At 62.7% G+C, this 21,284-nt stretch carries 24 protein-coding genes and 1 pseudogene; 10 read left to right on the plus strand and 15 right to left on the minus strand.

Annotated elements, in window-relative coordinates:
- The first annotated feature begins 31 nt into the window (after positions 1–31).
- Positions 32–784: a trypsin-like peptidase domain-containing protein gene (locus tag V1286_RS16235; RefSeq protein ID WP_334489693.1), complete on the plus strand. Its 753-nt coding sequence runs from the start codon at positions 32–34 to the stop codon at positions 782–784.
- Positions 785–974: 190 nt separating this feature from the next.
- Here the strand turns inward: V1286_RS16235 and V1286_RS16240 are convergent, their stop codons facing one another.
- From V1286_RS16240 to V1286_RS38930, 5 genes and pseudogenes are all read right to left on the minus strand, one after another.
- Positions 975–1,301: a PRC-barrel domain-containing protein gene (locus V1286_RS16240; protein ID WP_334480933.1), complete on the minus strand. Its 327-nt coding sequence runs from the start codon at positions 1,299–1,301 to the stop codon at positions 975–977.
- Positions 1,302–1,513: 212 nt separating this feature from the next.
- Entirely contained in the window at positions 1,514–2,461 is a 948-nt protein-coding gene (locus V1286_RS16245) for a YVTN family beta-propeller repeat protein (protein WP_334480935.1), read from the minus strand.
- Positions 2,462–2,463: 2 nt separating this feature from the next.
- Positions 2,464–3,006, minus strand: coding sequence for an SRPBCC family protein (locus V1286_RS16250; RefSeq protein ID WP_334480936.1), 543 nt, complete (start codon positions 3,004–3,006; stop codon positions 2,464–2,466).
- 149 nt (positions 3,007–3,155) lie between these two features.
- Positions 3,156–3,680 (minus strand): AAA family ATPase, encoded by a 525-nt coding sequence (locus tag V1286_RS16255; protein WP_417021261.1) that lies wholly within the window; start codon positions 3,678–3,680, stop codon positions 3,156–3,158.
- A 39-nt stretch (positions 3,681–3,719) separates the two neighbouring features.
- Positions 3,720–3,821 (minus strand): annotated as a pseudogene (locus V1286_RS38930) (AAA family ATPase); the annotation flags it as partial.
- A gap of 134 nt (positions 3,822–3,955) precedes the next feature.
- Here V1286_RS38930 and V1286_RS16260 point away from each other — a divergent pair.
- Both V1286_RS16260 and V1286_RS16265 read left to right on the plus strand, forming a co-directional pair.
- A complete protein-coding gene (locus tag V1286_RS16260; RefSeq protein WP_334480938.1) occupies positions 3,956–4,339 on the plus strand; it encodes a hypothetical protein in 384 nt (127 codons plus the stop codon).
- Between the two features lie 569 nt (positions 4,340–4,908).
- Entirely contained in the window at positions 4,909–5,553 is a 645-nt protein-coding gene (locus tag V1286_RS16265) for an outer membrane protein (RefSeq protein ID WP_334480939.1), read from the plus strand.
- Positions 5,554–5,687: 134 nt separating this feature from the next.
- Here V1286_RS16265 and V1286_RS16270 read toward each other — a convergent pair whose 3' ends face one another.
- From V1286_RS16270 to V1286_RS16280, 3 genes are all read right to left on the minus strand, one after another.
- Positions 5,688–6,545, minus strand: coding sequence for a PCC domain-containing protein (locus V1286_RS16270; protein ID WP_334480940.1), 858 nt, complete (start codon positions 6,543–6,545; stop codon positions 5,688–5,690).
- 3 nt (positions 6,546–6,548) lie between these two features.
- Positions 6,549–8,189, minus strand: a complete 1,641-nt coding sequence (locus V1286_RS16275) for an acyl-CoA synthetase (RefSeq protein ID WP_417021147.1) — start codon at positions 8,187–8,189, stop codon at positions 6,549–6,551.
- A 183-nt stretch (positions 8,190–8,372) separates the two neighbouring features.
- Positions 8,373–8,501 (minus strand): hypothetical protein, encoded by a 129-nt coding sequence (locus V1286_RS16280; RefSeq protein ID WP_256473423.1) that lies wholly within the window; start codon positions 8,499–8,501, stop codon positions 8,373–8,375.
- A gap of 88 nt (positions 8,502–8,589) precedes the next feature.
- On the opposite strand from V1286_RS16280, the gene V1286_RS16285 reads away from it, so the two are divergent.
- Positions 8,590–9,114 (plus strand): DUF3828 domain-containing protein, encoded by a 525-nt coding sequence (locus tag V1286_RS16285; protein ID WP_334480946.1) that lies wholly within the window; start codon positions 8,590–8,592, stop codon positions 9,112–9,114.
- Between the two features lie 58 nt (positions 9,115–9,172).
- On the opposite strand, the gene V1286_RS16290 is transcribed toward V1286_RS16285, so the two are convergent.
- The gene (locus tag V1286_RS16290; protein WP_334480948.1) at positions 9,173–9,574 is read right to left on the minus strand and encodes an SPW repeat protein; all 402 of its coding nucleotides are present in this window, start codon (positions 9,572–9,574) and stop codon (positions 9,173–9,175) included.
- A 330-nt stretch (positions 9,575–9,904) separates the two neighbouring features.
- On the opposite strand from V1286_RS16290, the gene V1286_RS16295 reads away from it, so the two are divergent.
- Complete coding sequence (locus V1286_RS16295; RefSeq protein ID WP_334480950.1) at positions 9,905–10,177, plus strand: GNAT family N-acetyltransferase; 273 nt, start codon at positions 9,905–9,907, stop codon at positions 10,175–10,177.
- Positions 10,178–10,250: 73 nt separating this feature from the next.
- Here the strand turns inward: V1286_RS16295 and V1286_RS16300 are convergent, their stop codons facing one another.
- Both V1286_RS16300 and V1286_RS16305 read right to left on the minus strand, forming a co-directional pair.
- On the minus strand, positions 10,251–11,042 hold the full coding sequence (locus V1286_RS16300; protein WP_334480952.1) for a fumarylacetoacetate hydrolase family protein: 792 nt from the start codon (positions 11,040–11,042) through the stop codon (positions 10,251–10,253).
- A gap of 179 nt (positions 11,043–11,221) precedes the next feature.
- Positions 11,222–11,602, minus strand: coding sequence for a DUF3597 domain-containing protein (locus tag V1286_RS16305; protein ID WP_057855857.1), 381 nt, complete (start codon positions 11,600–11,602; stop codon positions 11,222–11,224).
- A gap of 292 nt (positions 11,603–11,894) precedes the next feature.
- Here V1286_RS16305 and V1286_RS16310 point away from each other — a divergent pair, with 292 nt between their 5' ends.
- From V1286_RS16310 to V1286_RS16330, 5 genes are all read left to right on the plus strand, one after another.
- Positions 11,895–12,806, plus strand: a complete 912-nt coding sequence (locus V1286_RS16310) for a DUF2189 domain-containing protein (protein ID WP_334480957.1) — start codon at positions 11,895–11,897, stop codon at positions 12,804–12,806.
- A 210-nt stretch (positions 12,807–13,016) separates the two neighbouring features.
- A complete protein-coding gene (locus V1286_RS16315; RefSeq protein ID WP_334480959.1) occupies positions 13,017–13,832 on the plus strand; it encodes a lytic murein transglycosylase in 816 nt (271 codons plus the stop codon).
- A 557-nt stretch (positions 13,833–14,389) separates the two neighbouring features.
- On the plus strand, positions 14,390–14,542 hold the full coding sequence (locus V1286_RS16320) for a DUF1127 domain-containing protein (protein ID WP_334480961.1): 153 nt from the start codon (positions 14,390–14,392) through the stop codon (positions 14,540–14,542).
- A 186-nt stretch (positions 14,543–14,728) separates the two neighbouring features.
- The gene (trmFO, locus tag V1286_RS16325) at positions 14,729–16,162 is read left to right on the plus strand and encodes a methylenetetrahydrofolate--tRNA-(uracil(54)-C(5))-methyltransferase (FADH(2)-oxidizing) TrmFO (protein WP_334480963.1); all 1,434 of its coding nucleotides are present in this window, start codon (positions 14,729–14,731) and stop codon (positions 16,160–16,162) included.
- A gap of 4 nt (positions 16,163–16,166) precedes the next feature.
- Positions 16,167–17,264, plus strand: a complete 1,098-nt coding sequence (locus V1286_RS16330; protein WP_334480965.1) for a serine/threonine protein kinase — start codon at positions 16,167–16,169, stop codon at positions 17,262–17,264.
- A 151-nt stretch (positions 17,265–17,415) separates the two neighbouring features.
- On the opposite strand, the gene V1286_RS16335 is transcribed toward V1286_RS16330, so the two are convergent.
- The 4 genes from V1286_RS16335 to secD are packed head-to-tail and all read right to left on the minus strand — an operon-like array spanning position 17,416 to position 21,275.
- Positions 17,416–18,279 carry a phytoene/squalene synthase family protein gene (locus V1286_RS16335; protein WP_334480967.1) on the minus strand — a complete coding sequence of 288 codons (864 nt, stop codon included), beginning with the start codon at positions 18,277–18,279 and terminating at the stop codon, positions 17,416–17,418.
- A complete protein-coding gene (locus V1286_RS16340) occupies positions 18,276–18,659 on the minus strand; it encodes an Mth938-like domain-containing protein (protein WP_334480969.1) in 384 nt (127 codons plus the stop codon). Before V1286_RS16340 ends, V1286_RS16335 begins: the two co-directional genes overlap by 4 nt.
- 3 nt (positions 18,660–18,662) lie before the next feature.
- Entirely contained in the window at positions 18,663–19,664 is a 1,002-nt protein-coding gene (gene secF, locus V1286_RS16345; RefSeq protein WP_334480971.1) for a protein translocase subunit SecF, read from the minus strand.
- 9 nt (positions 19,665–19,673) lie between these two features.
- Positions 19,674–21,275, minus strand: a complete 1,602-nt coding sequence (secD, locus tag V1286_RS16350; RefSeq protein WP_334480973.1) for a protein translocase subunit SecD — start codon at positions 21,273–21,275, stop codon at positions 19,674–19,676.
- Positions 21,276–21,284 lie beyond the last annotated feature (9 nt).

The following is a 21,284-nucleotide window of genomic DNA, read 5'->3' on the forward strand; positions in this document are numbered from 1 at the left end:
GGATTGACGTAGGGAATGATATCGATGCCGAATAGCGAGCGGCTTCCTTTGGCAGCATGATGGAAGCGCTTACCTAATAACCAATTGGCATAACGTTACTGGATTGGACCCCATTAACGGCCAAAGCCTGAGCAAGTCGGCTATTCAACCAACTCATGTCGAACTGCCACTCCTGTTTAAGGCAGATACCACATCTGATGGCAGAACAATGTTGAAAAGAAAGCGTTACAGCATCCCACTTTACAATGATGGTGGAGTGCCTAGCTGGCTTGAGCATTCAGTTTTCGGAAACAGAGTTGACGTAGTCGCCATCAAAATCGCAGGTATGGATTCCTCCCTCGCAAGCTTGCCCGTAAATTCTCTCGGGAGCTTCGTCGACTTCGAACCACAAGTAGGGGACGACGTTTTCGTGCTTGGATATCCAGGCGGAGTAGACGGCGGTCATGAACTCGCCATTTGGAAGCGCGGCTCCATTGCAAGCCAGCCTTCCGTCGATATTGATCAGCTACCGAAGATCCTCGTTGATACCGCCACGCGAAAAGGAATGTCAGGGGCCCCGGTGATCGTTCGACGATCAGGCATCATTGTTCCGAGAGGGGTTACAAGCACACCAGGCTCGCTCTCCGGAGAGGAGATCATCGGTCAGGCCGATACCTTTCTAGGCGTGTACTCTGGACGCATTGGAGATGATCCAATGGGACTGCAACTCGGCATTGTCTGGAAAGCCAGTGTCATTGATGAGATAGTCAAGGGCGGCCTACCGGGGCAGCCTCCGTATCCGTGAAACTTCTCAGGGAGAACGGATCGCACACAGCCCCCAGTCTCAACCCGTTCCCGAGTGAGACACACGAGGCTGCGTCCTCGCCATTGGCCGGCTTGTTTCGCTCGAGGTGAGCCATACCCCGGTAGCCGCGCACAAACTCGTTCGAGGCGGCCGTCCAAAACTGGAAAGGCCGACTCTGCGAGGCGTCGCCCTACACCGTCCAATAATGCGGATGCGGGCGTGAACGGTCGCCCCAGTCGAAGGCCTCTTCATCGAGCTCGGACGGGCCTGCGCGCAGGTCCTCCAGCGTCACGTCGGATTGGAAGGCCTGACGCGCGGAATCAAATCGGAGGGCGTCCCACCGGATCGGACAATGATGGTGGCTGCCGAGCAGCCCTCCAGTCTTGATCACGGCGTAAGCCACCGTTCCGCTTACCTTGTCGAGCATCAGCCGTTCGATTGAGCCGAGTTTTGTGCCGTCGCGCCCGTAAACGTGCGCGTGCTCGACGCGATCACTGGGCACCAGGGTATGAGGCATGGCGTCCTCCCTGTTTTTCTCTCGTTCTCCCGCCATTATAGCACAAACCAGCCCGGCATGCGGGGCGTCGCGTCGTCGCGGTGCAGCAGCACGGTTGGCTCGATATCCGGGGTCCTGCACGCAAGCTCCACCCGCATGTCGCTTCGCTCATGCGGGCTACAGCTGCTTGATCTATTGCAATGCCGAACGCCCTGACGGCGCGCCCTCCCCGGCTACCGCCGCAAGAACGCCCCGAACGCCCGCGGCCCGTCGCCGACCTTGATCTCTTCGGTCACCTTCAGTTCGACCGCATCGATCACGCTGATCGAGTTGCTCTCCCAGTTCGCCACGATGATGCGCCGGCCGTCCGCGGTCGCCGCGATCCCTTCCGGGTAATCGCCTACAGTGATGCGCTTGACCGGCTGAAGCGTGGCAAGATCGAACACGCTGACGGTGCCGTCATACTGGTCGGTGACAAAGCCGCGCCCTTGCGCGAGCGCGACCGCATAGGGGCGCAAGCCCGTCTTCACACGCCCGATCTCGCTGTTATCTGCGATGTCGATCACGGAGACGTCGTTCGATCCGACATTCGCGGTGTAGGCCCGCCGGCCATCGGCATCGATGGTGATGCCAAACGGGCGCTCCCCGACCTTGATCGTGGCCCGCCGCTGGCGCGTCGCGGTGTCGATGACGGACACGCTATCGGCGTCACGGTCCGCCGAGAGCAGGAGCCGCCCGTCCGGCGTCACCGCGAGCCCCGACGGCGAGGCGCCGACCGCGATATCGGCGACAACGCGCTGTTCTTTCGGATCGATCACCCGCACCGCCGCGGCGTACCAGTCGGCGACATAAACTGTTGCGCCATCCGGCGCCACGGCGACACCGAGCGGACCGCCGCCGGTGTTGATCTTCCCGATGATCCGGCGTGCGGCGGCATCGACCACCGTCAGCGCCTTGGCATCGGGGCTCGTCACATAGGCGAAGCGTCCATCCGGCGTGATGGCGACGCCCGCAGGCTTGCCGCCGATCGCGATGGTCGCGACCGGTTGCAAGGACGTGAGATCCACGACCGTCAGGTTTTCGCTGAGCTGATTGGTGACGAAGGCCTCCTCGGCCCGCGCCTGCCCGGCCCAGGCGGTACCGATGCTGGCGACGAGCGCCGCCAGAACGATCGCCCGCACGATCAGCTTCCGCTTTCGACCTTCTTCTTCAGCGCCTCGAGGCCCGCTTTGTAGAGCCCGCTCACCGCCTTCACAGCAGCCTCGTCGCTCAGCTCCAGCGGCGGATCGTTGTTCGGAAAACCGCGATAGAACGCGCCGGCCCACTCCAGGCTGCTCCCCTTGCCGTCGGCGCTGGGCGTGACCGTCAGGGTGGACGAATAGTTGGTGACCGGCAGCACCTTCACATCCACGGCGGTGATCCGGTACGAATAGGTCATCTTCTCGGCATCGTATTTGTAGAGCTCCTCATCGACGGTCGCTCCATCAGCCAGCGTCAAGCGTCGCGTAGCCTCGATCTCGTTGCCCTTGGTGCCCTCGGTCTTGCTGACCGGCTGCAGCCAGTTCATGTCCTGGAAATTGCCGATCACGGCCCACACCTTGGCCGGCGGCGCGTTGATCTCGATCGATTCCCGCACCTTCTGGCGGGTCGGCCCATGCGCCCAGGCTACGCCTATCACTGCCAGCGCCGCCACCACGGCCCCCACCCTCGCGAGCGTCGTCCTCATGTCGCTTCCTCATTGTCTTGTTGGCCCACGCTAGCCGCGCAGCGGCGTTATCGTAGCGCATTTTCAGACCAAAGGAGGCTGGTTTGTGGCGCCGCCGCGACGCGCGGCATTGCGTTGGCTAATATCGTAGGACGGGTAGAGCCAACGGCTCACTCCTCGATCGCCGCCTGCACAAACCCCGCCGGATCCTCGCAAAACTCGCGCATGACCTTGTAGTGATCGGTTTCCCGCACCGTCACCGGCTCCAGGCCGTACTTCGTCAGCCGCAACAGCCTCGCGTTGGGATACGCCATCAGGACAGGCGAATGCGTCGCCATGATGATCTGGCAATGGCCGATATTCTCCATCCGCCGCATCAGCTTCAAAAACTCGATCTGGCGCGCGGGCGACAGCGCGGATTCCGGTTCGTCGAAAATAAAGATACCCTGCTTCTGGCAACGCTCCTCGAAGAAACGCAAAAACCCTTCACCGTGGGAATGGGACAGGAAGTCCGGCGGAGGGCCTCCTCCCATTGGATATTTCTGGGCCATCTCGTCCAAGTATCGGGCAACCGAGAAAAAGCTTTCGGCGCGGAAAAACCAGCCATTGGTGATTTTGGGTAGCCAGCTCGCCCGCAACGCGCTGGACAATTGTCCCCCCATTTTTTCCAACGCCCATGAGTGGTCGACCGTCATGTACCCCTTGCCGCCGCCGGCTTCGTCATAGCCGGCGAGCACGGCGATGCCCTCGAGCAAGGTGGATTTGCCGGTGCCATTCTCGCCGACGATGATCGTGATCGCCTTATCAAAGCTCAGCTCAAAATCGTCGCGCAGCAAGGGCAAGCAGAACGGATAGGCCTCGCGGTTGGTGATCCGCGATGGCTCGAGCCAGATGCGCTTGAGATACGGCGCCGGCAGATTGATCGGGCGATTGCGTCTGGAAGCCATGGGCTCGGATCCCGGGGGAAACAATGTCGTTCGTGATGGTTATACAGGGAACGTCGTACAATCCTAGATGGCACGCCACCCCGATGCAAAGCGCCACCTACACCCTCTTCCGCAACGCCATCCTCGGCGAGCAGCAGGTCATCTGCGACTATGATAGCCGCATCCGCGAACTGTGCCCGCACATCATCGGCACCAACAGACGCGGCGAAGAGGTCGTGCTGGCCTGGCAGTTCGGCGGCGAGAGCTCAGGGCCGCTGCCGCAATGGCGATGTCTGAAGCTGGCTGGTGTCAAAAACGCCCACGCGCGCGAGGGCCGCTGGCATGAGGGCGGCTCGCACCGCACGACGCAGACCTGCGTCAGCGAGATCGATCTCGACATCAATGTTCACGTCCGCAAGCGGCGTTGAAGCGACGTGGCGCAGGACGGGCAATCCGTCTGGACCGCCAATTACCGTCCGGAGCCGCTGCGCCAAAACGCCGATTTCCCCGGGGCGAACAACGCTGCGAGATCGCGAAACTATATCCACCGTCATTGCGAGCGAAGCGAAGCAATCTATTTCGCTGCCGCAAAGAAAGAGTGGATTGCTTCGCTTCGCTCGCAATGACGTGGAGAGGCCGCGGCGCATACTGTACACGCGCGCACGCGACTATGATGATTTCAATTCCGCGAACGCCGTCGCTTCTCTCGCAGATTCAAAACGCGTCTCACCCCACACGCCGCCGCAGTGCTGTCGAAATAGCAACCTGCCCGCGCCAATGCGCGGACGCGCTTCGGTCCAATTTTTGCCGGCATATGCATCGTATGGTTAATACGCAAGCGATCGTTCTCACATCTGCGCAAACGTCGCTTGCAGACGGCTCTTTGGGGGCGCGTTCGCGTCCTCTTCCACAAACGATACGTCACCATGCCGGTGCGATCGGTTCGCTATCGAGCCCGCAGGGGGTTATACGAGTGTTCAACTTTAGGGGACAAAACATGAAACGACTACTTCTGGCTGGCGTGGCTCTCTCGGTCGCGACCGCGGCCTCGGCCGCCGACATGCAGGCGCGGCCCTACACCAAGGCCCCTCCGGCGGTGGTGTCTCCGGCGTATAACTGGTCCGGCTTCTATATCGGCGCAATGGGCGGCTTCGGCTGGGAGACCGACGCCGGCAGCGGCGGCTTCGGTGGCGGCACGGTCGGCTACAACTGGCAACTTCCGGGCAGCCAGTTCGTCTTCGGTGTCGAAGTCGACGCCGCGGGCGCCAGCATCAAGGACAGCTTCCTCGTGGACGTCGGCGTTACACAGGAAAACAAGACCAATGCGTTCGGCAGCGTGACCGGCCGCGCCGGTTTCGCCGTCGATGCAGCCCTCCTCTACGCCAAGGGTGGTTTTGCATGGGCCAACGCCAAGACGTCCTTCACGGACGGCGTCATAACGTTTTCGGACAGCCAGACTCATACCGGCTACACCATCGGCGGCGGCCTCGAATATTTGTTCACGCCGAGTTGGTCGGCCAAGGCCGAATACATGTACACCAGCCTCGGTAGCGAGACCTACAAATTCGACGGCCAACCGCTGGACTCCGGCAGCTTCGACTTCCACACCATCAAGGTCGGCGTGAACTATCACTTCCGGTAAGATGGCAACCTAGTTACGTAGCTGCGTAGGGTGGGCAAAGCGCAAGCGTGCCCACCATTCAGCATGACGCTCTTCGAGAGATGGTGGGCACGGCGCTAACGCGCCTTTGCCCACCCTACCGCGCTTACGAAAGCTCACACCGCCTCGAGCACCAGCTCCATCGTCATCAGCACCGGGTTGTCGCCGCGCATCAGCCGGCCCTCGGCGATGCCGCCGAGATAATCGACCAGCGCGACATCGAGCTCCGCCTGCAGCGTGCCGTCAGCGCCGGGCGCGACACTGCCGGACTTAATCGCTAGCTCGGTCGCAAACGGCACGACGGTTCGGCCATCGGTGAAATGCGCGCCGATGGTGGAGCCAACGCCGCCGTGAATCCGCGCGCGCAAAATTCCGTGCTGCCGGCAGAAGGTCTCCAGCGCCACGGCAAAATCCTGATTCGGCCGCAGCCGCAGCGCGAAGGCGCGGCTGTCGGCCTTCACATCGGTGCCGGCGCGCCCGACGGGACCGAACAATTTGAAATTGGTCTCGGGATCGGGATCGGCCGCAAACATCGCACCGTCGATTCCGAACGCTTCCACCGCGAACGATTCGGCGACGATGCTCTCCTCGGGAAGGATGTGGCCGCCGTGCAGTCGTCCATCGGTCTCGGTCCACAGCCCGTGGCAATGAAAGAACGGCGCACCGTCGCGCTCGCCAAGCGTCATCGCGCCAAGCTTCAGCCGCGTGATACCGGAGGGCCGAAAGGTGTCGCTGTAGAATGCCGCATTGGCGCCGGTCTTCGACAGCGCCGGCATCACATAGGCAAAGGGCCCCAGCGCCCCTCCCCGCATGCTCAGCACGCCGCCTGAAAATCCCGCCTCGGCAAAGCCGCGGCGCGCGGCCTCGAGCAGCGGCAGGCCGGCGGCAAGCGTGAATGAGAACGCCCGTCCCCGCGCCTCGACCCATTGGATGCGTTCGGGCGCGGGCGCGCCGGGCTGGTCAATGCTGCGCATCCCTCAGGTACCCGTCGACTTCGCAACGAGCTCAAGCAACCCTCGCGCCTCGAGTTCATCGCGGACCAGCCGCTTCGGAATCTTGCCGTAGCCGGACTTCGGCAACGCCTCCCAGAAGAAGAAGCGCTTCGGCATCTTGTAACGCGGCACCTTCGGCGCCAGGAATGCGGCCAGCTCCGCCTCGCTCACTTCAGCCGCGCCCTCGCGCGCGACGCAGACGGCGACGCCCACCTCGCCCCAGAACGGGTCGGGCACGCCGAGCACGGCAACCTCGCCGATCGCCGGGTGCGTGAGAATTTTCTCCTCGACCTCGCGCGGATAGATATTGGAGCCGCCCGAGATGTACATGTCCGAGGCACGGCCGGTGATATAGACGAATCCCTCCTCGTCCATGTGGCCGAGATCGCCGGTACGAAACCAGCCGTCGCGGAACGCCTTCGCGTTGGCTTCGGGGTTGTCGTAATAGCCGGCGAATACGGCGGGACCGATCACGCAGATCTCGCCGGTCTCGAAGGCTTTGAGCTCGCGCCCGTCGTCGCCCTGGATCGAGACCTGCATACCCGTGCGCTCGAAGCCGCAGGTGCCGATGCGGGCCTGCGGGCCGTCCTCGGGATCGTGCAGATTGGCCGGCATGACCGTGATGTTGCCGGTGACTTCGCCGAGCCCGAAATATTGCACCAGCACCGGGCCGAGCTTGTTCAGCGCCGCCTTCTGATCCTCGCGATACATCGGCGCGCCGGCATAGATCACGAAGCGCAGCGAGGAATGGTCGTATTTGTCGACGGAAGGATGCTCGACCATCATCTTCAAAATGGTCGGCACGGTAAAAATGTTGCTGACGCGATGCGCCTCGATCAGCCGGAACGCTTCGGCGATGTCGAATTTTTCGGACGGCAGCAGGATGGTCGGCACGCCGCGCGCGGCCTGCACGAGCTGGTGCACGCCGGCGCCATGCGACAGCGGCGCGACCACCAGCGAAGCATCGGTCTCGGTCGTACCCGGCATCAGGTCGGCGAGATGATTTGTCACCACAAAGGCCATCTGGCCGTGGGTGAGCACCGCCGCCTTGGAGCGGCCGGTGGTGCCGGAGGTGAAGAAGAACCAGCAGGGATCGTCGTAATCGACCGCCGCATTCTCGACCCTGGCGCCGGCCTGCGACGCGATCACCTCGCTCACCGCCTTCTCGCCAAACGTGCCCTCGCCGATCCGCCAGATGAATTCGAGCGCCGGATTGGCCGCAGCCTTGGCGTGGTCGGGGAAATCACCATGGCACAGAAACGCCTTCGCACCGGAAGCGGTGGCGAGATAGGCGACCTCGTCCGGCATCAGGCGGAAATTGGTCGGCACCCAGACCGCGCCGAGGCGAAAGGCCGCGAACATCGACCAGAACATCTCGTCGCAATTCTTGGAATGGACCAGGATGCGGTCGCCCTTGACGACGCCCCGCGCAGCGAGGCCCGCTGCCAGCGCGGAGACGGAACGATCGATCTCGCGCCAGGTCCAGGATTTGTCGCCCCAGATGAAGCCCGTGCGGTCGCCATGGCGGCGGGCATTCTGGGTCAGCATATGCGCCAGATTCATCACCCGGCGCGACATCCGCGCCATGCCGCCGCGCGGGGTGGGAATAGTCACGGTTTCAGTCACTGGGAATCAACCATCACGCTTCGAAAAACAGACATAGAACACCTCGTCGCAACGATAGCAGAAAGCCTCGTAGCAGAAAGCCTCGTAGCAGAAAGCCTCGTAGCAGAAAGCCTTGCGCCTGCCAGCGCGCGGTGGGTCATCCACAGCGACCGCGGGCCACGCGTCGCGGCGACTGGGCGGCATTCACCGCACGCCGGTCCCCTTGCAGCGCTGGCATTTTACGACCTTGTCGCCCTTCTTCAGCAGGCCCTTGCCCTCGCAATTCTTGCATTTCTGCTTCTTCTTGATGTTGGGGCCCTTTTCATTGGCCATGCTAATCTCCCGGCAAGCGTTGCGGGCATCACCATAGCCAGCCCCGTCTTCCCGTCCATAAGCAGCTCAAACGATTTAAGGGGTCACCATGGTTACCCGTCGAAAGCTGATATTATCAGGCGCAGCCGCCCTGCTGGCCGCTATGCTGCCGCGCCGCGCGGGCGCGGCCGACGAGCCCGCCGGCATCCTGACCGCCATCTACACCCGCGTGGCCAGGGGCAAGGGCGATGGCGGCGGCACGTTTGTGATCCAGACCAAGGCTAGCAGAACCAAATACCTGTCGAATTCGCTGGTCGCACTCTGGGCCAAGGCGGATGCCCGCACGCGCAAGGGCGACGGCGGGCCGGTGGATTTCGATCCCGTCTCCAATTCGCAGGATCCCGACGTGAATTCCTTCAAGGTGGCTGCCGAGAAGCAGGGAGCCGACAAGGCGACCGTCGCCGTCACGACCGAAAGTCATCAGCGGAATGCGCGCGCCAACCCGGCCGACAAGACCATCCGCTACGATTTTATCCACGAGGCCGGCCAGTGGAAGATCGACGACATCAAGGGCGCCGTCGACGGCAGCCCGTGGTCGGTCCGCGCCCTGCTTGTCGATTCATTGAAGTACTAGGATTTGAGTCGAAGGCCCGCCGCCGGTCACGGATGGGGCCGGCGGGCCCTGCCCGCAATTACTGCGGATGGTTGGCCAGTTCCTGGTCGCTCAAGCGCCAATCCTGCCAGAGCTGAAGCGCACCCAGCAGGACGACGATTGCACCGAGGGCGACATGCCAGGCCCGAAGTATGTCGTCACCGGAGTAGCCGAGGATGAACGGTGAGGCGATCAGCCAGAGGCCGAGCGCGATCTCGCCTATCTCCTCCCAGCGCTGCAGTGCGACATATTCGAGCTGAGCCAGACCGAACACCAGCATGCCGATCACGAACGTGTTGAGGATCATGGTGCTGCGTTCGGAGTCCATCACGTCGTGGCTTGAGAAAGGAAACCACGGCGATACCACGATCAGCACGCCAAGGAGCATGCCGAACCAGTCTTCCCACGTGCGATGTTTGCTGAAGAAACCAAAGCCCGACATTGTAACCTCCCCTTGAAAAAAGAGGCATACGTCGGCGGCCGCGATCACAGCATTTACCGATATCGAACCCAGACCCGGCCGCTTCGGCGGCGTATGTCATTCGAAAGACGTAGGAACCCCACACCCCGCTGCAAGGCCCGCCTGCAAAGATCTTGCACGCGCGAACCGTGGGCACCGCACTTTATTGCGCCGCACCGAGCCGCTTCAAGCTATGGCCCAGGCCCGGACTGATCCCAGCACCTTGCGGAAATCCGCACCTGCGTTGTCGCCGGTTTGTATCGGCGGGTACATGTCCCTACATGAAACGGTCAATCATCCGGGAATCGCTGCATGGCCGCCGTCCGCGACAACAAGGCTCAAAATCGCTTCGAACTCGACGTCGACGGGGATGTGGCGTTCGCGAACTATCGCGTTACCCCCTCGGCGGTCATCATCACCCATACCGAAACGCCCCGCGCGTTGCGTGGCCGCGGCATCGCTTCCGAACTGGTCAGGGGCGCGCTCGAGCTGATCCGCGCCGACGGCCGCACGGTGATCGCCGGCTGCGGGTTCGTCGTGGATTATCTGCGCAGAAACCCGGAATTTGCCGATCTGGCGGGGTGAGCCAGCGCACCTTCGCAAATCGCCATCGTCCCTGCGAACGTTCGCAGGGGCGACGACGGTGGGGATGGTATTCTCAAACGATCCGGATCGACATATCCGGCAGGCCTTCGAGCTTGCACAACAGCACATCGCCCTTCACGACCGGGCCGACATTTTCCGGCGTGCCCGAATAGATGATGTCGCCCGGCTTGAGTTCGAAGGCTTCCGAAAGCTTGGCGATCTGCTCCGCCACGTTCCAGATCATATTGCGCAGATCGGAGTTCTGCTTGACCGTGCCGTTCAACGCCAGCGAAATCGCGCCCTTGGTGAAATGTCCGGTCTTGGCAGCGGGGTGAATCGGCCCGAGCACGGCGGAGCGATCAAAGCTCTTGCCGATTTCCCATGGCTTCTTCTCATCCCCCATTGCACGCTGTAGATCGCGCCGCGTCATGTCGAGACCGAGCGCATAGCCGTAAACGTGGTCGAGCGCTTTCTCCGCGGGAATATTGGTACCGCCGGATTTCAGCGCCGCCACCAGTTCGACCTCGTAATGGTAGTTCTTGGTGAGCGAGGGGTATGGATGATCGGCGACCGTGTCGAGCGCGACATTCTGGATCGCGTCGGTCGGCTTCTGAAAGAAGAACGGCGGCTCGCGATTGGGGTCAGAACCCATTTCGCGCGCATGCGCGGCATAGTTTCGCCCGATGCAATAGATCCGCCGCACCGGAAACACGTCGGTCTCACCCACGATCGGGATGGTCGTCGTGCCAACCGGAAAAATCGATTTCGGGCCGGCCTGCGCTGCGGCCGTGCCGACCTCCATGCCGGCACCGGCCAGCGCCAGCGCACCCGTTGCCAGGATGGTCCTGCGATCGACATTGCTCATTGGCGTTCTCCTTGTTTTGCGCGTCTTTTTGTCGGCCCGAAGCTACTGGGTTTTCCTCACGAAGTGGATACCGTTTGCGCGTTGTTGCATTGCAATCGCACCAAAGAAAATCGCACCAAAGAAAAAAGAAGGCCCGCGTCGCCGCGCGGGCCTTTCGCTTGTGTGAGCCGGGCGAAGCGTCAGTGCTTGATATCGGGTGGCAGCTTGCCGCCATTGGCGGCCAGCTTGGCCATGACCTGCTTGTGCAGCCAGATGTTCATGCTGGCGGAGTCGTTGCTGTCGCCGGTGTAGCCGAGCTCTTTCGCGAGATCCTTGCGGGCAGCAAAGCTGGAATCGATGTCGAGCGCTTTCATCAGGTCGACGATCGAGGTGCGCCACGCCAGTTTCTCGCCTTTGGCAGCGACCGCCTTGTCCAGGATCGGCGCGACGTCGACGGTCGCGGCGGCTGGTGCAGCGGCCCCACCGGACGATCCAGCCTCCGCGGCTGCGCCGCCGCCAGCCGGCGCAGCGTCTGCCTTGGTGCCGAAAATCGCGCTCATGATTTTTCCGAAAATGCTCATTGTTCGCTCCCAATGACTTGAGGATGGGGTGAGTCTTGGTGGCACTGTTTGACCGGCAGCACCACGCCGGGATCGCTCGCAAGTCTAGCCAGCCGGATGAAGCTTGCCAATGAAACATTCACCGAAGCGTGAGTGCGTTTGTCGCTGTTTGGGAGTACGCTGCTGTCTCAGTTCGCGACATGGCCAGTTCCCCATCCGTCTTCGCGTCTGGCCTGATCGTGATCGTTTTATGAAATGGCGCGTTGGCGTCCTTCGGTTGGCGCGTGATGCGACCGCGAGGGAGACAGCGACCATGGCGACCTATCACGGCAATGTCACATCGATGGCGCAGAGTGGACCAGACGCCGCCGGTGCGCCCGTCATCCGAACCATCGGCCTATCAGACCTCCATCGGGCCTTGCAGCGCGGCTGGGAAGATTTCAAAGCCGTTCCAAGCCACGCCATCATCCTGTGCATCATCTATCCCGTGCTCGGACTGATGCTGGCGCGCGCCGTGCACGGCTATTCGGTTCTGCCGCTGTTGTTTCCGCTCGCCGCGGGCTTTGCCCTGCTCGGCCCGTTTGCTGCGCTCGGCCTCTACGAAATGAGCCGCCGTCGCGAACGCGGCGAACCGGCAAGCGCCTGGGATGCGCTCGAGGTCGTACGCTCGCCATCGTTCGGCGCGATGCTCGGGTTAGGTGTACTGTTGCTGGCGCTGTTCGTGACATGGGTAGCAACCGCGCAAGCGATCTACATCGCCGCGTTCGGCTATGCGGGCGCGACCGGTGCTTCCGATTTCGCCGAACGCGTGCTGACGACACCACAGGGTTGGTGGCTGATCGTGGTTGGCTGCGGTGTCGGCTTCCTGTTCGCCCTTGCCGCGCTGTGCATCAGTGTGGTGTCGTTCCCCTTGATGCTCGACCGTCATGCCGGCGCCGGCGATGCGATGGTGACCTCGCTGCGCGCGGTCGCACGAAATCCCGTACCGATGGCGGCCTGGGGCTTGATCGTCGCGGTGCTGCTGGTGGCGGGATCGTTGCCGGCCTTCCTCGGCCTTGCCGTCGTCATCCCCCTGCTCGGGCACGCCACGTGGCATCTCTATCGGGAGACGATTGAGCCGGAACTCAATCCGCAGCCACTTCCGCCCCGCGCGCATCGCGAACGCAAGCCTGCGGCCGATTTCCCGGCCAATCTGTTCCCCTGGCGGCGCAAGGACAGCGCATAGGCTTGCATGGAACCCGATCGATCATACCGCCGGCCGAACCGACCGGCGGTGGCGTCGTTCACCGCTCACTAACGATGAATTGAGCATCTTCAACGGAAAGCCATTGAGGGCAACGACATCAGCCTTGTTTTGGCCGATCTTGCTTCGAACATTCGACGTGACGTGGACACTAACCATCGATGATGCATCGATTGTGGAGCGAACGGCACGATGATTTCTCGCCTTTCTCTGCGCGCCCTGACCGTGGGCGCCCTGTTGCTGACTTCTGCGGCGTCCGCATTGGCGGCGCCCTGCGGCACGGGCCCGTTCGAAACGTGGCTGGAAGATTTCAAGAAAGAAGCTGCCGCCAAAGGGATCGCGGCTTCCGCCATTCAGGCTGGCCTGACCGGCGTTACGCTCGACAAGAGCGTGCTGGCCCGCGACCATTCGCAGAAAGTGTTCAGCCAGACGTTTGAGGAATTCTCCGGCCGCATGGTTCCGCCCCGGCTGACCCGCGGCGCCAACATGCTCAAGCAATACGGCTCGGTGCTCGGGCGCATCGAACAGGCTTATGGCGTGCCCGGCGAAGTGCTGGTGGCGATCTGGGGCCTGGAGACCGATTTCGGCGTCAACATCGGAAAATTCCCGACGCTGCGCTCGCTGGCGACGCTGGCCTATGACTGCCGCCGCACCGACCTGTTCAAGGCCGAGCTGATGGATGCGCTGCGCATCGTCGAGCGCGGCGATATCGCGCCACAGGATTTGCGCGGCGCATGGGCGGGCGAAATCGGCCAGACCCAGTTCATGCCGTCGTCCTACATCAAGTTCGCGGTCGATTTCGACAGCAACGGACGCCGCGATCTGCTGCGCAGCCCCCCGGACGTACTGGCCTCGACCGCCAACTTCCTCGCCGGCCACGGCTGGCAACGCGGCAAGGACTGGGAGCCCGGCAGCGCCAATTTCGCTGCGATCAAGGAGTGGAACAAGAGCGAGGTCTACGCCAAGACCATCGCCCACTTCGCAACGCAGCTTTCGCGGGCGCCTTAGACTTGGCAACCACTCAAGAGCCTGCCACAGCGATCGGCCCTTTCCCTCAGGTCTGCGCCCGTTGTTGGCTTCGCGCGAGCGTATCCACCATTAGCCGGCCATCGCTGGCGCCTTTTTGGGCGATGAAATCAGAAACTGATCGTCACTCGTAAAAATGAATATTTGTTCATTCATAATCAGTGCGTCACATGCGATTCGCGCATAAGAAGATTCCAAAAATCTCGCTTTGAGGCATATTTTGTGCGCTGCACGCACTCACGGACTTGCAGTCGAGCCCTCCTGATCGCTATTTGGCCGACAGCGAGGTTAATTTGGAAATGACAGTAAGCTCCTAAATTTACGGTGTTATTTTCAATGGGTGAAACACCGATGGGGCGGACGAGCCGACCGATTTTTCAGCCATACTGAAAAGTTAAGCGGCTCTTACCGTCGTCATGCGTTTTAGGATTAGCTGCATCGCAACATAGGAACTTCCGCACTGCAGTATTCGGCTCTATATTCATTTCAACGATGAGGCCGCACCCTAAAGGCTGAATCACTAATTCAAGGAGACTACGATGTTACTTTCGCTCATCCGCATGATCCAGGCGTTCCGGGATTATCAGCGCAATGTCAGCGAACTGTCCCAGCTCAGCGATCGCGAACTGGCCGATATCGGCCTCGATCGTTCGGACATTCCGCGCGTTGCCGCCGGGAACTATGCCGGCTGATCTCTGTTCGGCTGCCCGACGAAGGGATAACGCCCGCCCCGCTGCGGGCGTTGTCGTTTCTGGCCGCTAGTTTGACGCGTTTTCTTCGCGAACCGGCATCCACCCCGGATCAAGTCCGAGGGCATGCTTCGCTCGAAAACGCCATGGCAGGTGCGCTTGGCGCGAAAACGCGCTAACCCTTCGCACATGATTTCCTCCACTCCCCAAACTGACACCGTCCATGTGATTGGCGGCGGTCTTGCCGGTTCGGAAGCCGCCTGGCAGGTCGCCAATGCGGGCGTTCGCGTCGTCCTGCACGAGATGCGCCCGTTGCGGATGACCGAAGCGCACCGCACCGAAGGATTGGCCGAGCTCGTCTGCTCCAACTCGTTTCGCTCGGACGATGCCGCCAACAACGCCGTCGGCCTGCTGCATGCCGAGATGCGCCGGCTGGGCTCGCTGATCATGCGCTGCGCCGATGCCAATCAGGTGCCCGCGGGCGGGGCGCTGGCGGTCGACCGCGACGGGTTTTCCGCAGCCGTCACCCGGGCCCTGCACGACCATCCCCTGATCGAGATCGACCGGACCGAAATCACCGGTCTGCCGCCCGCCGACTGGGCCAACGTGATCGTCGCGACCGGCCCCCTCACCTCGGCGCCGCTGGCCGAGGCGATTCGCGAGCTGACGGATGAGAGCGCGCTGGCGTTCTTCGATGCGATCGCGCCGATCGTGCACAAGGATTCCATCGACATGTCGGTGGCGTGGTTTCAGTCGCGCTACGACAAGATCGGGCCGGGCGGCACCGGCGCGGACTACATCAACTGCCCAATGACCAAGGAGCAGTACGACGCTTTCGTTGCCGCGCTGCTGGCCGGCGAGAAGGTCGAGTTCAAGGACTGGGAGACCAACACGCCCTATTTCGACGGCTGCCTGCCGGTCGAAGTGATGGCCGAGCGCGGCCACGAGACGCTGCGGCACGGACCGATGAAGCCGGTCGGATTGACCAATCCGCACAATCCGACGGTCAAGCCCTACGCTATCGTGCAACTGCGGCAGGACAACAAGCTCGGCACGCTCTACAACATCGTCGGTTTCCAGACCAAGCTGAACTATGGCGCGCAACAGCGCGTGTTCCGTACCATTCCGGGCCTCGAGAACGCCGAATTCGCACGGCTCGGCGGCCTGCACCGCAACACCTTCCTGAACTCGCCAAAACTCCTCGATGGGCAGTTGCGGCTGCGCGCGCAGCCACGGCTGCGCTTTGCCGGGCAGATGACCGGCTGCGAGGGCTATGTGGAATCCGCCAGCATCGGCCTGATAGCAGGCCTTTACGCCGCGGCGAACGCCCGGGAGCAGTCGCTCGAACCGCCGCCGGTGACCACGGCGCTGGGGTCGCTGCTCGGGCATATCACAGGCGGCCACATCGAGACGATTGAGGCCGGAACGCGCTCATTCCAACCCATGAACATCAATTTCGGGCTGTTCCCGCCGCTTGCGAGCTTGCCGACCAAGAAAACGGATGGCACGCGGCTGCGCGGCAACGAGAAGACGGTGGCAAAAAAGCAGGCGCTTAGCGCTCGGGCGCTGGCTGATCTCGATCGCTGGATCGCCGATCATCTTCGTGTAGCGGCGGCGGCTTAGCACCATGAGTTTGCCCAAGGACGACGCCGCGATCCTGTCGGCGCGATGGACCGAAGGCGTGCTGCTGAAGCGCGACGTGTTCTCGACCGTCGAACGCGGCCGCTTTCGCGATGATGCCGGCGAGGTTGACGCGGTGCTGCGCCGGCTCGATCAGGTACCGCTGTGGTCCTATCCGCTCGCCCGCCATCTGTTCGCCCGCGAGCGCCGCGCGCTGGCGCTGGCGCGCGATCTCGACGCCGGCCCGAAGCTGCTCTGGGCCGGCCGAAGCGCGCTGGTGCGCGGCTTCATCGACGGCGTCGCGCTGCATCTGGCAAAACCCCATGGCGACCTCGCCTATTTCCGCTCCGCCAAGCTCGCGCTTCGCAAGCTGCACCGCGCTGGCATCTGCCATAATGATCTCGCCAAGGAACAGAACTGGCTGCGTGGCAGCAACGGCCGCGCCTATGTGACCGATTTTCAACTGGCCGCCTGCTTCAAGACAAGAAGCCGCCTGTTCCGGATCGCGGCCTATGAGGACCTGCGGCATCTGCTGAAGCACAAGCGCAGCTATGCGCCACAGGCGCTGACGCCGATGGAGCGCAAGATTCTCGCGCGCAAATCCTTTGTCGCCAGCATCTGGCTCAAGACCGGCAAGAAGGTCTACCAGGCCATCACCCGCGGCCTGTTCAACTTCACCGATCGCGAAGGCGGCGGCCGCCGGCTGGTCAACGACGCGCCTGTCCTGATCGAGCTGATCAGAAAGAACCCTGACGTGCGCGACACCGCCATCGTCGCATTCGCCGACCGCCGCACCGGCGTCGGGCTGTACGCCTTCGTCGAGGCCGACAAGGTCGCGCTGGAAAAGCAGTTGCGCAGCGACCTCGCCGCAGCCAAGGGCGTCAAGCCGCCGGAGCATATCCAGGTGGTGCACGCCTTGCCGCGCGATGCCGCCGGCAAGCCGCGCACCGAGATCCTGCAACTCGTCGCGATGAACCAGATCGATCTGATCGAGCCGCTGATCAAGAGCGAGGTCGACCGCGCGTTCCTGAAGGATATTCTGGAGAGCCGGAAGAACTTGCGCGATCGGTTCAATTTCGAGAGCAGCGAGTTGAATTTGCGGTAGGCACTCCAGCGTCATTGCGGCAAGAATCGTAGGGTGGGCAAAGGCACGCAGTGCCGTGCCCACCATCCAGCGTCATCCTGATCTGCAGATGGTGGGCACGCTGCGCTTTGCCCACCCTACATTTTCCGCCATCGCTGGATCGACGTGTTTCTTACCCGCCGAACTCCCTCGTCCGCGATGCCCGCCACAGCGTCCACAGGGTCCGCAACCGCGACGTCGCCTGCGGCACGAAGGGATCGAAGTCAGCGCGTGACATGCGCTTCAGGTCGCGGTGGATCAGCGCCAGCGGAAGGAACACCGGCCGCGCCTGCGGCGGCACATGTATCAGCAGTTCGAAGGCAGTGAGGAGATGCTTTCGGACCTCTCCCACCAACTGGTCGATCGCGGCACGCGCCCGCGGCGTCTGCTTGCCCGAAAAAACTTCCTCCATCCCGCTGCCGTGTTGCTGCAGCAATTGCAGCGGCAGGAATAGCTGTCGCCGCGCGGCATCGAGCGGCAGCGCCGCGATCACATGCGCCATGCCCTGGGCCAGTCCGGCATGGCGCGCGAGATGGTCGATCACGGCCGATGGCTGCCCCGCGATCCGCGCGCCGAGCGAGAACAGCGCCGCGGAGGTGTCGGTGACGTACCCTTCCAGCGCCGCCATCGACGGCATCGGATCGTTGTAGAGGTCGAACTGATGCTCCTCGATCAGCCGCGACAGCAGTTCGATCGGCAGGTGGAATTCACCGATCGTCTGCAACAGTTCGGCCGCGACCGGATTGCCTTCGACGCCGCCATGGCCGGCGCCTTCCAGCATGTCGGTCCACCATTGCAGCCGCATCTCGCCCGGCAGCGGCTGGCTGACCTGCTCGCGCACGCGCGATATCTCGACATTGAAGGCGTAGACCGACAGCAACGCGCGGCGCTGGATCTGTGGCAGGAACAGCGTCGACGCATAGCGGGCAAAGTCGTGCGTGCGCACCAGATCGGCGCAGAACGCGGCGGACTCTTTCGACGTCGCCGCCCCGCTCATGGCACCGCGATCAACGCCGCCGCGACGCGCCGGCGCTCGCCCAGCATGATGTTGTAGGTGCGGATCGCGGGCCCCGTCTGCATCGCATCGAGCACCACGCGCACGGCGCGCAGCGCCTCACGGAGGTCCCGCGGCGGCACCCAGACTTCAGTGCCGGTGCCGACGATCAGCGTATCGATGGAATTGGCGGCCTTGAAGACGCGCGCCAGCGAATATTCGTCGATCTCGGCCGGTTTCGTAACCTGCCAGGCCCATATGCCGTCCGGCAGGCACAGCAGCGAGCCGCGATGCGACATCTCGGCGAACGCGAAGCCGCCCTTGCCGTAGGCTTCGATCGGCGCCGACCTCGGAAGATGCGGGGCGTCCGAGGATGTGGCCATGACTTACTTCTTCGTAGGCTTATCCGGGGCGTCGCGGTGCTCACCAACGCCGAGATAGATCAGGATCGGCGCGGCGATGAAGATCGAGGTATAGGTGCCGACCAGCACCACGCCGAACATCATGACCGCCGTGAAGCTGTGGATCGCGTGGCCGCCGAACAGCAGCAGCGCGAGCAATGCCAGCGTCACCGTGACGTGGGTGATGATCGAACGCGACAATGTCGAATTGATGGATTCGTTCAAAAGCTGCGGCATCGGCATTTTCTTGTACCGCCGCAGCATTTCCCTGATGCGGTCGTAGATCACGACCGTGTCGTTCAGGGAGTAGCCGAGAATGGTCAGGAGCGCCGCGATACTGGTGAGGTCGAAATCGACCTGGGAGATCGACATGAAGCCGATCGTCAGCACGATATCGTGGACGTTGGCGATCATGGCGCCCAATGCGAACTGCCATTCGAATCGGAACCAGAGATAGACCAGGATCGCGATGATCGCGAGCATCAGGCCGACCATGCCGTAGGCCAAAAGTTCGCCGGAAACGCGCGGCCCAACCACTTCGACGCGGCGGTATTCGACGCTATCGCCGAGCGCGCCGCGAACCTTCTGCACTGCCGCCTGCTGCGCGGCATCGCCGCCCGGCTGCTCGGCCACCCGGATCAGCACGTCCGAGGGACCGCCGAACTGCTGCAGCTGGATGTCGCCGAGACCGAGCGTGCTCAGCCTTGCGCGCATCGCGCCGATATCGGCCGGGCCGGACTTGTTCTGCACTTCCAGCAGCGTACCGCCCCGGAAGTCGATGCCGAAATTCAGGCCATGGGTGAAGAACAGCACGATCGCGACGATCGAGAGCGCCGCCGAGATCGGAAAGCTGATGCGGCGAAAGCGCGTGAAATCGAAATGCGTGTCGTCGGGGACGATGCGCAGCGGCGGCAAGAGATCGAGCACCGCGACCACCGTCAGCACGACGATCAGAATGCCCAGACCAATGAGAACGTAATCAGTCACAGCTATTCCTTAAATCGGCACGGTCTTCGGTCGCTTCCACCGCACCCAACCGGCGACGATCAGGCTGGTGAGCGTAAACGCGGTGAAGACCGTGGTGATGATGCCGATGCCGAGCGTGACGGCAAAGCCGCGGACCGGCCCGGTGCCGATATAGAACAGCACCGCAGCGGCGATGAAGGTGGTGATGTTGGAGTCCAGAATTGTCGCCAATGCGCGGCGGAATCCCGCGTCGATCGCCGAAATCGGGGTTCGCCCGTGACGTAGCTCTTCGCGGATGCGCTCATAGATCAGCACGTTGGAGTCGACGGCGATGCCGACCGTCAGCACGACGCCGGCGATGCCGGGCAAGGTCAGCGTGGCGTTAAGCAGCGACAGGATGCCGAAGATCATCGCGACATTGATGGCCACCGCGACGTTGGCGAACACGCCGAACAGGCGGTAGGTCACCAGCATGAACAAAATGACCATGATCGAGCCGATGTAGGCAGCGAGTTTGCCCTTCTCGATCGAGTCCTGGCCGAGGCCGGGACCGACGGTGCGCTCCTCGATCACGGTCAGCGGCGCCGGCAGTGCGCCGGCGCGCATTAGCAGCGCGAGCTCGTTGGCCGCCTGCACCGTGAAGCTGCCGGAAATCTGCCCCTGGCCGCCGGTGATCGGCTCGCGGATCACGGGTGCGGATATCACCTTGTTGTCGAGGACGATGGCAAAGGGTTGCCCGACATTTTCCGACGTCGCCTGCGCGAATTTGCGCGAGCCCGAACTGTTGAACTTGAAGTTCACGATCGGCTCGTTGGTGCGCTGGTCGAAGCCCGGCTGCGCGTCGGTCAGGTCGCCGCCCGACACCAGCACCTGCCGCTTGATGACGTAGGGAACCTTGGGCGATTGCTCGCTCATCAAGACTTCCGAATCCGCCGAAACTCCCCGCCCCGACTGAACCTGATCCGGCGACACCGACGGATCGACCATGCGGAATTCCATCTTGGCGGTCTGGCCAAGGATGCGCTTCAGGTCGGTTGGATCCTGCAATCCCGGCACCTGGACCAGGATACGATCGGTGCCTTGCCGCTGGATCAAGGGCTCGACCGTGCCCAATTCGTTGATACGGCGCTCGACGATCTGGATCGACTGTTCAATCGTTTGCCGGATGCGTTCGGTAATGGCGGCTTGCGGCACGGTGAGACGGAACAGGCCGCCGCCGGCGTCCGAAACTTCGAGGCTGCGCTGCCCTGAGGAGCCGAGCAGACCGCCGAGCGGCTGCGACAGCTCGCGCAGCTTGGTGAGGGCCGCCTGCTGGTCACTCTCCTTGACGCGGACTTCGGCGGCGTCGCCGCGGACGGAAAGGCCAGTATAGCCGATCTTGGCGTCGCGCAGTACGCGGCGGACCTCATCGCGCACCTGGTCGAGCTTTTCCTTCTTCACGTAGTTGGAATCGACTTCGAGCAGCAGGTACGAGCCGCCCTGCAAATCGAGGCCGAGCACGATGTGGCGCTGCGCCCAGAGCGGCCAGGTCTTCACTCTCTCCTGGGAAAAGAAGTTCGGAACCGCGAACAGGCAGACGATCAGCGCGGTCAGAATGATCGCCAGCGCCTTCCACCGCGAGAAATACAACATCGAGTTGAC

The organism is Bradyrhizobium algeriense (assembly GCF_036924595.1).
Classification (GTDB): domain Bacteria; phylum Pseudomonadota; class Alphaproteobacteria; order Rhizobiales; family Xanthobacteraceae; genus Bradyrhizobium; species Bradyrhizobium algeriense.